This is a genomic window from Empedobacter sp. UBA5924 (genome assembly GCF_002431085.1).
GTDB lineage: Bacteria > Bacteroidota > Bacteroidia > Flavobacteriales > Weeksellaceae > Empedobacter > Empedobacter falsenii_B.
This window is the reverse complement of sequence record NZ_DJDM01000001.1, coordinates 19,892-32,145: the sequence shown is the minus strand read 5'-3', so window position 1 is coordinate 32,145 and position 12,254 is coordinate 19,892. Positions and strand designations below refer to the sequence as shown.

The following is a 12,254-nucleotide window of genomic DNA, read 5'->3' as shown; positions in this document are numbered from 1 at the left end:
TTTTAATTGGAATAAAATAAAGTGCAGAAAGAAGTTACGATTAAGAATAAACGTGCAAGGTTTGAGTATGAATTATTAGATTCTTACGAAGCCGGCATCCAATTATTTGGGACTGAAATAAAATCTATCCGAATGGGAAAAGCTTCGATTACCGAAAGTTTTTGTCAAATGAAGGATGGAGAACTCTATATTGTCAATATGTTTATTGACGAATATGATTGGGGAACATACTTTAATCATAAAACTAGACGAGACAGAAAACTTTTATTACAAAAATCTGAGTTGAGAAAATTAGAACGCAAAACGAAAGAGACTGGATTAACGATTGTAGCAACCACGCTATTTATAAACAATAAAGGGTTGGCAAAATTGAAGATATATTTGGCAAAAGGGAAGAAACTTTTTGACAAAAGAAACACAATAAAAGGAAAAGATTTGAAAAGAGATTTGGATAGAATGATAAAGAATTCTTAAATTTGTCTTATAATTGTATAAAATTAAGTAAAATTTAATATATTTAAAACGCTAAATATTTGATAATGAAAAAGTTTAATCTATTATTATCTGCAGTAGTATTATTCCTAGCGGGTAATTCTTTTGTAGATGCTCAGAATTCTAAGAATCCTTGGGCAATTACAGTTGGTGCTCACGCAGTTGATCACAACTCAGTGACTGGACCATTCAACCAGTATTTCAAAACAGATAATTGGGATATCGTTCCTCCTTTATCTAAATTATCTATTATTCGTAACTTAAACAGATCTTTTGATGTTGATTTAACTGCTTCTGTAGGTGAAGTTGATAACAACAGATTAGCTATTAAAGATGAGTTATTCATTAACGCTGGTTTAGGTTTACGTTATAAGTTAGCTAATGGTTATATCTTAAAAGAAGATTCTTGGTTTGATCCATATATCCGTGTAGGTGCTGGTTACCACAGATACGATTACACAGGATTACAATTTCCATTGACAGCTTACTACGGTAACGAAAATGGAGGTACATACCAAATTACTGAAGCAGAAGATTTAGAGAAAAATCACTTTGTAGCTTCTTTAGGAGGTGGTATTAACTTTTGGTTTACTAAGAACTTCGGTTTAAATGTTGCTTCTGATTACAACTGGTTACCAGCTTACGGAGGAAACAATTATTTCGATTTCTTCCAACACACAGTAGGTGTTACTTTCCGTTTCGGAAAACAAGATAGAGATAATGATGGTATTCCTGATGACGAAGATGCATGTCCAGATACTCCAGGTATCGCTACAGGAGATCCTGCAACAAACGGATGTCCAGATACAGATGGAGACGGAATCTTTGATAAAGATGATGCTTGTCCAACAGAATTTGGTTTAGCTGAATTCCAAGGTTGTCCAGATACAGATGGTGACGGAGTTCCAGATAAAGATGATGCTTGTCCAGAAGTTGCTGGTCCAGTAGAAAACAATGGATGTCCTTGGCCAGATACAGATGGAGACGGAATCTTAGATAAAGATGATGCTTGTCCAAACGAATATGGTTTAGCTGAATTCCAAGGTTGTCCAGATACAGATGGAGATGGTATTCCAGATAAAGATGATGCTTGTCCAACAGAAAAAGGACCAAAAGAAAATAACGGATGTCCATGGACAGAAGTTCACGTAGCAAAACGTTTATCTAACATCTTATTCGAGTACAACTCTGATAAAATTGTTCCTTCTTCTTACGAAGACGTACGTGTAGCAGCTCAAATTTTAAATTCTGATGATTTAAAAGCGAAAAACTTCTACATTGACGGACATGCTGATCAAAGAGGTAAAGATGCTTACAACAAAACATTATCTTTAAAACGTGCTCAAGCGTTAGTTAATATTTTAGCTGAAAGAGGTGGAGTTGATAAAGCTCGTTTAACTCCTCGTGGATTAGGAAAATCTCAATTATTATGTACTGAAAACACTGAAGAGTGTTACCAAAAAAACAGACGTGTTGAGGTATTACCAAAAACAGCGGTAGTTACAGAAACTAAAGTTGTAAAACCAGCTACAAAAAAGAAAAAATAATTCTTGAATAGCTTACAATAGAAATAGCCACCTCATTGAGGTGGCTATTTTATTTTTATGAAATTAGGATTAAAATTATTTCTTTCTAAAAACCAATATAATGATGCAACCAGCTGTAAAAATAGATAACAAATAGCCAATCCAAGAAAGTAACGGCATATCCAAAACTATGGGACGAACAGTCGTATTCGCAAGCATACTTGCTCCAATTCCAAAAGCTAAAGTAAGAATAGCTAAAACAAGTTTATTGATACTATCTTTTATTAATTTCTGAATATTATCTATTTGGTCAATCTTGAAGTTTAAAGCCAATTTATCATTGTTTACTTTTTCAATTAATTTTAAGGTGTCTTCTGGTAAATCGTTGATTAAATCTTGAATATCTTTGAAATTATCAATTGCTTTTTTACTCAAATATTTTGGATGAAATTTTTGTCGAGCCAATTTTACCGCATACGGACGCATTGAACGTTGTACATTAAGATCAGCATGTAATTGTTGTCCAATTCCTTCTATAAGTGCAATTCCGCGTAGTAAAATGTAAACATATTCGGGTAATAAAACATGATTTCGTTGCAGAATATGATTGAATTTTTTGATGATGATTTGAACTTCTATCGTATCAACAGTATTGTATTCTAAATAATCGAAAATATCTGCAATATCACGTTCTAATTGTTTTTCGTTTTCGATATAATGTTTAATTGCCATTTTTTTGAGTGAACGAACAATTCGTTTCGGATTTTTTAATCCAAAATCAATCACTACATTTTCTAAAGCTTCTTTTTCGTTGATGGCTAAAATTCCCATCGAACCAAAATCTATAAAAGCTAAACGTCCATCTTTTAAAATAAAAATATTTCCGGGATGTGGATCAGCATGAAAAAATCCATCATCAAGTAATTGTTTCAAATAAACATCAAAACCTTTCTGTACGATTTTTTTCGGGTCAACTCCTAAAGCTTCTAACTGTTCAACATCATTTACCTTGAAACCTTCTATGAATTCCATGCAAAGAAAATTGTTGTTCGAATAATCTTCGTACGTTTTTGGCACATAAACATCTTTACTATTCTCGAAGTTTTTCCTGAATCGTTCAATATTTTGAAATTCATTAGTTAATGAAAGTTCTTTCAGAATTGAATTTTCAAATGATTTTTCGATTTCAGAAATGAATAATTTTTGAAGTTTCTCATATTTTTTTTCCAAAAAATGAACAATATCTCGAATCAGGGCTAAATCAGATTCAATTATTTTCTGAATATTAGATCGTTTTACTTTGAAAACAACTTTTTCACCATTTAATAAAGTTGCGCGATAAACTTGCGAAATACTTGCTGCAGCAAAAGGTTGTTCTTCTATAAAAAGAAAATGTTCGTCAGGTTCTATTCCAAATTCGTCTCTAATTTTTTGTTTGATGTCAATTTCTTCTGGCGGAACATTATCTTGTAATTTTTTTAGTTCTTCAACCAAAGATTCGGGAACCAAATCTTTTCGATTACTCAATAATTGTCCAAATTTTATATAGGTCGGACCAAGTTCTTCCAAAGCCATTCGGAAACGTTGATTGAATGATTGGTTGAAAAATTCGTTGTTTTGGTCAGAATGAAATAAATCGTTTCCGCGAGAAAGAATTTCTTCAAAACCATATTTAGAAACGACTTTTACGATTTTAGAAAATCGTTTTATTTTCTTTAGACTATCCATAAAGTTGAGATTCGATTACAAGTTACGAATAAACAAGTGTGTAATTTCTTTATAAAATCTTAAATTTCTTTGAGTTGAATCTAAAATTATTCCAAATATTAAAATATAATTGTTTATCTTTGCACTCGCTAAAATGGTTTAGGAATCAAGCGATTAATTATTAAGTTAAACATCTCTCGGTCATTTATTTGCATTTGAAGATTCCGAAATAAAATAGATTGAGATACAAATTTTTAGAATTATGTCTAAAGAAACAAAACAAGAGGAGGTACAAGAAGTTGTATTAAACACTCCAGTATTAGATGCGTCTGCTAATGCAAACGTAGCGCCAGAATCATTTGATTGGGAATCTTTCGAATCAGGATTAAACGAAGAAGATCGTAAAGAAAAAGCTGAATTAGAGCAAATGTACGATACAACTTTAGAAGACTTACATGAGAATGAAGTATTCAAAGGACAAGTTGTACGTATTACAGATAAAGAAGCTATCGTAGATATCAACTTCAAATCAGAAGGTGTTATTTCATTAAACGAATTCCGTTACAACTCAGACTTGAAAGTAGGGGATATCGTTGAAGTAATGGTTGATCAACGTGAAGATAAAAATGGTCAATTAATTTTATCTCACAAAAAAGCTCGTACATTAAATGCATGGGATGCTGTTAATAAAGCACACGATTCTCAAGAAATCGTTAACGGTTACATCAAAGCTCGTACTAAAGGTGGTATGATCGTTGACGTATTCGGAATTGAAGCTTTCTTACCAGGTTCTCAAATCGATGTTAAACCAATCCGTGATTACGAACAATTCGTAGGAAAAACTATGGAGTTCAAAGTTGTTAAAATCAACCCAGAATTCAAAAACGTAGTAGTTTCTCACAAAGCGTTAATCGAGGCTGATATCGAGGTTCAGAAAAAAGAAATCGTTGCTCAATTAGAGAAAGGACAAGTATTAGAAGGTGAAGTTAAAAACATCACATCTTACGGTGTATTCGTAGACTTAGGAGGTGTTGACGGTTTAATCCACATTACTGACTTATCTTGGTCTCGTATCAACCACCCATCTGAAATCTTAGAAGATGGACAAAAAATCAACGTTGTAATCTTAGATTTCGACGAAGATAAATCTCGTATCCAATTAGGTATTAAACAATTAGAAGCTCATCCATGGGATGCTTTAGATGCTGATATCAAAGTTGGTGATAAAGTTAAAGGAAAAGTAGTTGTTTTAGCTGACTACGGTGCATTCGTTGAGGTTGCTCCAGGTGTAGAAGGTTTAATCCACGTTTCTGAAATGTCATGGTCTACTCACTTACGTTCTGCTCAAGATTTCGTAAAAGTAGGTGATGAGGTTGAAGCAGTAGTTTTAACTTTAGATAGAGAAGAAAGAAAAATGTCTTTAGGTATCAAACAATTAACTCCAGATCCTTGGACAGATATTACAACTAAATACCCAGTAGGTTCTACTCACAAAGGTAAAGTTCGTAATTTCACTAACTTCGGTGTATTCGTAGAATTAGAAGAAGGTGTTGACGGATTAATCTACATTTCTGACTTATCTTGGACTAAGAAAATCAAACACCCATCAGAATTCTGTGCAGTTGATGATATCTTAGACGTAGTAGTTTTAGAATTAGACGTAGAAGCTCGTCGTTTATCTTTAGGTCACAAACAATTAACTGAAAACCCATGGGATCAGTACGAAGCTAAATATGCAGTAGGTACAGTTCACACAGGAGTTGCAGTTGATGTATTTGACAAAGGTGCTACAGTTCAATTCGAAGATGCTGACGTTGAAGCTTTCGCTCCAGCTCGTACATTAGAGAAAGAAGACGGATCTCGTATCAAAAAAGGTGAAGAAACATCTTTCAAAGTTATCGAGTTCAACAAAGAATTCCGTCGTGTAGTAGTTTCTCATACAGCAACTTTCCGTGAGGAAGAAGTTAAAGCTGAGAGATCATCTAACAACAATAACAACAACAATTCATCTAATACAATCGAAACTTCTACTTTAGGAGATATCGATGAATTAGCTGCATTGAAAAAGAAAATGGAAGAAGGAGGAAACTAATTCTCTAACCGAAATTTTTTAAAATAATAGAAAGGCTGCTCAATTTTGAGCAGCCTTTTCTTTTGAATAAAGATGTTTTTTCTGGAATTTAAAATGAATTTAATTTACAGTTTAAAATAATATCAAGAATAAGATACAATTTTTAATATATTTTTTGAATATTATTCAAAATAATCTTAATTTTGCAGTCGAAATGGAAAAGATAGAATTTAATTTAGATGCTACTGATTTGAAAATCATGCGATTAATGCAAGATAATGCACGCATTAACAATGCAGATATCGCAAGAGAATTGGGAATGGCACCTTCTGGAATATTAGAACGTGTGAAAAAGCTTGAAAATAAGCAAGTTATTTTGGCTTATCACGCAAAAATAAATCCAGTGGCAGTTGGACAAAAATTACTTTCGTATATGTTTATCAAGACCGTAGATATTATCGGCGATGAAACAGTAGGAAGACAACTTGCCGAAATTCCAGAAGTTTTAGAGGTTCATGATATTGCTGGAGAAGATGGTTATCTAATCAAAGTGAGAACTTCTGATAACGAAGGTTTGGTGGAATTGATGCGCAAACATTTGAGTAAAATTGGCGGAATCACTTCTACGCGTACAACTATAGTTTTACAAACAATAAAAGAAGAACAAAATATCGTTATACCAACGATTTAAAAAATAGAGATTGAATGAAAGGGAATCAACCAAGTAAGTGACTGATTATTGCAGCGTATTTCGTGGTTTATGTAGTTTGGGGATCAACTTATTTTTTTATAGATAAGGCTTTGCATGGTTTTAGTCCGTTTATTTTGGGTTCGTTTCGCTTTATTGCGGCGAGCACAATGTTGATGGGATATTGTAAATTGAAAGGTTACAAGCTGTGGGATAAACAAATAGTGAAACAATGTATGTTTACAGGTTTTATGTTGTTGTTTATTGATATGGCTGGGATTATTTGGTCCGAACAATTTTTACCAAGTGGAATTGTTGCAATTATGGCAGCATCGGCAGCAATTTGGTTTATTGTCTTAGATAAACCGAAATGGAAACAAAATTTTTCAAGTATTCCTACGATTTTAGGTGTTTTGTTAGGTTTTGTTGGAGTTTTGATGTTATTCTATGAACAAACAATCACTGTGCACGCAGATGCAGATCAGCAGTTCTTAAATATGATTGGGTTGATTGTTCTGATCTTTTGTTCGATTGCTTGGACGTTAGGTTCTTTGTATTCAAAATATGTAACAGAAAAGCAGAAAAAAGAAGTTACAAAGCCAAAAGAAGATTTGAACATCATGGTCAAAACGGCTTGGCAAATGATTACTGCTGGTGTTTTGTTTAATACAGTTGCAATCTTCAATGGAGAATATGCTAATTTCAATTTTGCGAATGTAGTGACAGAAGATTGGTTGGCAATGGTTTATTTAACAACTTTTGGCTCTATTCTTGCTTTTGGTTCTTACGTTTGGTTGTTACAATATCGTCCAGCTGTAGAAGTTTCTACATATGCGTATGTAAACCCTATTGTAGCCGTTGCATTGAGTTATTTTTTTACAGATGATGTCGTAACTCATTTGCAGATTTATGGTTTGGCAGTAATTTTGTTCAGTGTTTTATTAATGAATTGGAATTTATACAAAAACACGAAATTAGTTCAAAAAATTCTGCATTTTGTTTCTCGTAAACATTATGCGCATTAAATATTATGATGATTATTAATAAGAAAGCTTCTCGATTTCGAGAAGCTTTTTTTGTATTATTGAGTTTTAAAATTAATAATTAATAATTAATTCATTGTTGTCTAATTTTAATGGGTAGCCATCTTCTGATTTGAAACCATTTGAAATTACAAATTCATATTCTTTAGTTGGAGTTAATTCCATAGTTATTACGAATGTAGTGTTATCATTAGAGAAATTGATTTTTGTAAACTTAGGACTATACTCTTTTCCTTTTTTTGAGAATCTTATTGAATATTCTTTTGGATTCATTGGTTTAGAAAATATAATTTTAAATTCTTTGATAGATGAATCTATATTTGTTGAACCATTTTCGAAAGGCTCAATTTTTATGATATAAGGTTGTTTTTTTTCGTATTCTTTTATTAATTGATCTTTATCAAAACCTTCTTCGTAAAAACCAGATTTTCTTAGAAAATTTTCAACTTCTTTTTCATCTTGATAATTCAGTTCAATAATATCTTTTATCGCTTGTTTTTTATTTTTAGCTTGATTGTAATATGATTTACATATTTCATATCCAATAAAATATCCCAGATCAGCAGCTTCACCCTTTTGTCCTCCATTGTATAACCAATTTGAAAAATCATCTATAAACATCTCTTCTTTAAATTGTTTTTTCAAATCATCGAAGTGCTGTTTTCCATAAAAAATATATTGTTTTTCAATTGGTTCTCCTAAAACAAGCTCTGTAATAAAATCGCACGAACCTTCTTTTAGGGTATGGTGTAATAATGAGTTGTTTTCATTTGGTTTTTGTTGTGTGTGTACATATTCATGAATATTTAGTGAAATAATATTATCAAGTGATTGCTTCGCAAAAACATTTTTTAGCCAATCATTTTCAAATTCTGAAACATCTGTTTTTGGAATTCCTGTAGCGATTTCAGAACCAACTAAAACCATATTTTCATATAAAGTTCCACCTGAACGCAAGCCACCAATTGTAAAATACATTTCTCCTTCTTTTAGCTCAGGATATAGTTTTTTTAGTTTTTTTACAGCTTTAGTTAATTCTTTTGTTTTATTTTTTATGGTAAGTGTATTAGGTCTAATAGAATTCCAAAACTTAGGATAATTATCAATAAGTTTAATATAAAGAGTATCATTATAATCTCTTACTTTCATAAAGGATTTTAAACCTTTTGTCCCTTTATCAATGTATAAAGTATTAATGAATTTTATTTTTTGTGAATAATTATTTGTAGTTTGAATACTATCAAAAGCTATCCAGAAATTATCTATATCAGAAGTGTAAATTTTATTAGCTATTGAATTTTGTCCAAATGAAATACTCGTAAGAATAAAAAATATTAAAGCTAAAGTTTTATTTTGCATATTGTGTTTTTATATGAGATGTCAATTTAATCAAAAAGTTACAAAATGATTCAAAAAAAAAAGCAGCTCTTCTCAGAACTGCTTTTGTATATTGTGATGAATTATTTCTTACAATTTAGTACATTTTACAATTTCCAAACCGTATTGCGTCGTATGTGGTTCTTCTAAAGTGCGTGTAATCAAATTCATTTTTTGGATGCCTAAATCTTTGATGATTTGAGAGCCAATTCCGTGATCTTTTTCATCGGCTGGTAAAACACCTGATTTAGATTTTCCTTCAGAAAAACTTTTGAAAATCTCTAATTTTTGTTCAATCAACTCAGAACTTTGAATGTTATTAATAAAAATTACAACACCTTTTTCTTCTTCATTGATGATGTTCATTGTTTTTTCTAACAATGGTGTTTCGCCGTTTTGTAAAGCGCTAAACAAATCATAGTAGCTATTTGTCGATTTTACACGAACTGGAACTACATCATCTTTTGTCCATTTTCCTTTTTTCAAAGCGAAGTGAACTTGATTATTTGTTGTTTGTTGATAAGCGATTAATTCATATTCTCCGAATCTTGTTTTTGCAGGAAATTGCTCGATACGTTTTACCAAGGATTCATTTTCTAATCGGTAAGCAATCAAATCTTCAATCGAAACAATTTTAAGATCAAATTTCTTTGCAATCTCTAACAATTCTGGCAAGCGAGCCATTTCTCCATCTTCTTTCAAGATTTCGACAATACATCCAGCAGGATAATATCCTGCCATGCGTGCCAAATCAACAGCAGCTTCTGTATGTCCCATTCGAACCAAAACTCCACCATCTTTTGCAATTAATGGGAAAATATGTCCTGGTTTTCCTAAATCATCTGGATTTGTATTTTCGTCAATTAAAGCTTGAATAGTTTTAGAACGATCAGAAGCCGAAATTCCTGTCGTACATCCGTGACCTTGTAGATCCACAGAAACCGTAAAATTAGTTTCGTAAATTGCAGTATTGTGCCCAACCATAAGGTCCAAACCTAATGCTTTACATCTTTGTTGTGTAAGTGGTGTACAAACTAATCCGCGTCCGTGCGTAACCATAAAGTTAATAACTTCTGGCGTTGCAAATTCGGCGATACATAGGAAATCTCCTTCATTTTCACGATCTTCATCGTCAACTACAATGATAACTTTTCCTTGTTTTAAATCTTCTAAAGCTTCTTCAATTGTGTTTAATTGAGATGATCTATTTTCCATTGTTTTATGTTATTGATAACGAGAATGCTCCTCGTTTTTGTTTGTTTTCTTAAACTTATTAAAGTATTTTACAATTGGATCAACGTAAATACTGATATCAAATAATCCAGAATCTTGATTGGCTTTGTAACTAAACAAAATAGAGAACGGAAGCGCAATAATATTAGCTGCCCAAGCGGCAAAAGTTGGATCTAATTTTCCGTTTTTCGCCATATTTTCTGCCGAGAAATTAAGAATGAAATAAATAACGAAAATGATAATTGAGATGACAACTGGCATTCCAATTCCTCCTTTTTTTACGATTGCACCTAATGATGATCCAATCAAAAAGAAAATAATACATGTTACTGCATACGAGAAATTTCGTTGGTAATGAATATTTACTTTTGAATATAACTTTTCTCTGTTTACAATTTCTTGTTCAGAAAACGTCATATTTTCTTGATCACGATTTACCATTTGTATAGCTTGATTAAGCACTTGATCTTGTTCTTGACGATTTCGCTCTTTCAAGTCAAAAATCATATTTGTTTTTACCGTATCAATATCTTTTATTTTGATTGAATAGAAATAGTTTTGATTAAACATATTCGTTTTCAAATCTTTGTAATACTTCTTATAATCTGTGTTTAATGAATCGATAAGATGTCTTAAACCTTTTCCGTCCAAATATTTATAAGAGTTTCCTGGGTCTTCGTCTTTACCAGAATTTAAAATATCCGAAATGTCAATATAATAGTTTAATGTATCAAATTTAGTATATTGATTTTCTTGACGTTTGCGTTGATCAAAGTTTTTATTTTTGATATTATCGGTATAAGCAATTCCATCAAAAAGTTCCATTTTTAGATAATGATTATCGTTTTTGTCTGGCGCAAGATTTCCTCTTTTAGAAATAATTGTCATCGTATTTTCACCAAACGGTGCATTTTGATGAACAAAAACATCTTCTAATTTTTCTGAATTTTCACCCGAAACTTTATTTATTTTCATTTGAAATCCTGGAACGGTTTCGATAAAAACGCCTTCTTTCATACTTACCGTTGGTTTGGTTTGTAAGATATTGAAGTACATTGTTCGCGCTTTTTGTTGGGAATAAGGCATTACTTTGTCCCCGAAAAAATACAATCCGACAGACATTAAAGCAACTAACGTAAACAATGGTGCAAGGATTCTGGTAAGTGAAATTCCAGACGCTTTCATTGCAGCTAATTCGTATCGTTCTCCAAAACCTCCCATGGTCATGATAGACCCCAAAAGGATTGTAAGCGGTAATACAAGCTGAATAACGTTAATTCCTAACCAAAAAAGTAATTCGGTAATAGTGTACCATTCTAAACCTTTTCCAACAAATTTTTCCATTTGTTGCCATGCAAATTGCACGATAAAGATGAAAAATAGAACACTAAATATGAAAAAAAATGGACCTAAAAAGGTCTTGATTATATACCAGTCAAGTTTTTTTAACATTGATTATAATTGAGTAATCATATAGCCTTGCGACTTATATTTCTTTTGGTCAAAGTTAAAGTAACTTTTGTGAATAAGTAAATTTTGAACGTAATCTTTTACAATGATTGATGTTGTATCACCATTTTTACCATATTCCTTGTAATCGTAGATTTCATTATTCGCTGTATTGACTCCTAAAACCGAATATTTGATTGTTGAAGTTTTAGTTGGAGTTAATTTTATATACTGAATTGTTTTTCCTCCAACCGTTTTTTTATCTGTTAAAGCGTAGGTGAAATTAGTACGATACGTGTTCAAAACTTTAGTTGGTGTTAAGAAATCATCTGTGTTAGATGCATCAGAAATAGTTACTTCTTTGTCATCTTTTGCAATTGTATATAATTTTGTTCCTGTAAAAATTTGGTTGATATCGCCTACATTCAAGTTAAATTTTTGCTTCATTGCAAAAACTTCTCCCGAACGACTTGTTGATTTTCCATTTGCATTATGGCTAAAATCAAATTTGATGTAATACGAGTTTGCGTTGGTATATTTAGCGTAAACTTTGTCTAAGATTTGTTTTGCTGATTGAGCGTTTAATGTTCCAACCCCTACTAATAAGAGTATGAAAGAATAGATTATCTTTTTCATACAATTTAATTTTCTATCTGTTTTTAATAAAT

Annotated in this window: 10 protein-coding genes; 5 read left to right on the top strand and 5 right to left on the bottom strand. The window is 31.7% G+C overall.

The window, feature by feature from the left end:
- Nucleotides 1-21: 21 nt before the first annotated feature.
- The gene (gene smpB / locus B3792_RS00145; protein ID WP_038332657.1) at nucleotides 22-474 is read left to right on the top strand and encodes an SsrA-binding protein SmpB; all 453 of its coding nucleotides are present in this window, start codon (nucleotides 22-24) and stop codon (nucleotides 472-474) included.
- A gap of 65 nt (nucleotides 475-539) precedes the next feature.
- Nucleotides 540-2,039, top strand: a complete 1,500-nt coding sequence (locus tag B3792_RS00140) for an OmpA family protein (protein WP_291047221.1) — start codon at nucleotides 540-542, stop codon at nucleotides 2,037-2,039.
- A gap of 75 nt (nucleotides 2,040-2,114) precedes the next feature.
- On the opposite strand, the gene B3792_RS00135 is transcribed toward B3792_RS00140, so the two are convergent.
- Nucleotides 2,115-3,746 carry an ABC1 kinase family protein gene (locus tag B3792_RS00135; protein WP_291047223.1) on the bottom strand — a complete coding sequence of 544 codons (1,632 nt, stop codon included), beginning with the start codon at nucleotides 3,744-3,746 and terminating at the stop codon, nucleotides 2,115-2,117.
- 241 nt (nucleotides 3,747-3,987) lie between these two features.
- Here B3792_RS00135 and rpsA point away from each other — a divergent pair, with 241 nt between their 5' ends.
- The 3 genes from rpsA to B3792_RS00120 all read left to right on the top strand — a co-directional run bounded on the left by rpsA (nucleotide 3,988) and on the right by B3792_RS00120 (nucleotide 7,509).
- Complete coding sequence (gene rpsA / locus B3792_RS00130) at nucleotides 3,988-5,817, top strand: 30S ribosomal protein S1 (RefSeq protein WP_219034405.1); 1,830 nt, start codon at nucleotides 3,988-3,990, stop codon at nucleotides 5,815-5,817.
- A gap of 193 nt (nucleotides 5,818-6,010) precedes the next feature.
- A complete protein-coding gene (locus tag B3792_RS00125; RefSeq protein ID WP_038332665.1) occupies nucleotides 6,011-6,487 on the top strand; it encodes an Lrp/AsnC family transcriptional regulator in 477 nt (158 codons plus the stop codon).
- 62 nt (nucleotides 6,488-6,549) lie between these two features.
- A complete protein-coding gene (locus B3792_RS00120; RefSeq protein ID WP_291047227.1) occupies nucleotides 6,550-7,509 on the top strand; it encodes an EamA family transporter in 960 nt (319 codons plus the stop codon).
- 72 nt (nucleotides 7,510-7,581) lie between these two features.
- On the opposite strand, the gene B3792_RS00115 is transcribed toward B3792_RS00120, so the two are convergent.
- From B3792_RS00115 to B3792_RS00100, 4 genes are all read right to left on the bottom strand, one after another.
- Nucleotides 7,582-8,886, bottom strand: a complete 1,305-nt coding sequence (locus B3792_RS00115) for an Ig-like domain-containing protein (RefSeq protein ID WP_291068551.1) — start codon at nucleotides 8,884-8,886, stop codon at nucleotides 7,582-7,584.
- 108 nt (nucleotides 8,887-8,994) lie between these two features.
- A complete protein-coding gene (gene ribB, locus B3792_RS00110) occupies nucleotides 8,995-10,119 on the bottom strand; it encodes a 3,4-dihydroxy-2-butanone-4-phosphate synthase (RefSeq protein WP_291047230.1) in 1,125 nt (374 codons plus the stop codon).
- Between the two features lie 9 nt (nucleotides 10,120-10,128).
- The gene (locus B3792_RS00105; protein ID WP_291047232.1) at nucleotides 10,129-11,589 is read right to left on the bottom strand and encodes an LptF/LptG family permease; all 1,461 of its coding nucleotides are present in this window, start codon (nucleotides 11,587-11,589) and stop codon (nucleotides 10,129-10,131) included.
- A gap of 3 nt (nucleotides 11,590-11,592) precedes the next feature.
- Nucleotides 11,593-12,222: a LolA family protein gene (locus tag B3792_RS00100; protein WP_221854525.1), complete on the bottom strand. Its 630-nt coding sequence runs from the start codon at nucleotides 12,220-12,222 to the stop codon at nucleotides 11,593-11,595.
- Between the last annotated feature and the right edge of the window lie 32 nt (nucleotides 12,223-12,254).